Genomic DNA, 730 nt, shown 5'->3' with positions numbered 1-730 from the left:
CTGTCCAAGAATTAGATAAATTAGATGCTATTTTGAAGAGTAAGGATTATCATCCTGTTGCATTAGAATCAGAACAAAAACAATTATTAAAAGAATTAGGTTATTTAAAATCTCAAATTATTGCTACTTCTGATATGTCTGAAACACAAATTACAAATAATATTACTGAATTAAAACAAAAAATAGATAAATTAAATCATAAATATGGCGAGATTATTATGAGTAGTGCAGATGTTTTGATGTTGCGTCAAAAATCTGTCCAAGAATTAGATAAATTAGATGCTATTTTGAAGAGTAAGGATTATCATCCTGTTGCATTAGAATCAGAACAAAAACAATTATTAAAAGAATTAGGTTATTTAAAATCTCAAATTATTGCTACTCCTGATATGTCTGAAACACAAATTACAAATAATATTACTGAATTAAAACAAAAAGTAGATAAATTAAATCATAAATATGGCGAGATTATTATGAATAAATTGATAAATTCTAATAATTTTAAACAAAATTTACCGAATGTTTGGGTTGTTCCTGTGCCTGTTTTAACTGTAAATTAATTATCAACAATCAAAAATTATTTTAAAAAATATAGGAGTAAAAATAAATTTTACTCCTATTTTTTTATTTTATTTTTTGGGATGATTATATTAATACGGTTTTCAATTGTTTTATGACTGAGTTACATCGATTACATAATTCGTTAGAATTATTATAATTTGTTACATTC

At 23.3% G+C, this 730-nt stretch carries 1 protein-coding gene; it reads left to right on the top strand.

The features are described from left to right. On the top strand, positions 1–560 hold a 560-nt coding region (locus OC710_RS02395; RefSeq protein WP_304514995.1), incomplete at its 5' end, for a hypothetical protein. Positions 561–730: the final 170 nt, after the last annotated feature.

Source organism: 'Vigna radiata' phytoplasma, assembly GCF_030586915.1.
Lineage (GTDB): Bacteria > Bacillota_I > Bacilli_A > Acholeplasmatales > Acholeplasmataceae > Phytoplasma > Phytoplasma australasiaticum.
Note: the sequence above shows the minus strand (reverse complement) of the source record. Positions and strands in the feature narration are given on the sequence as shown.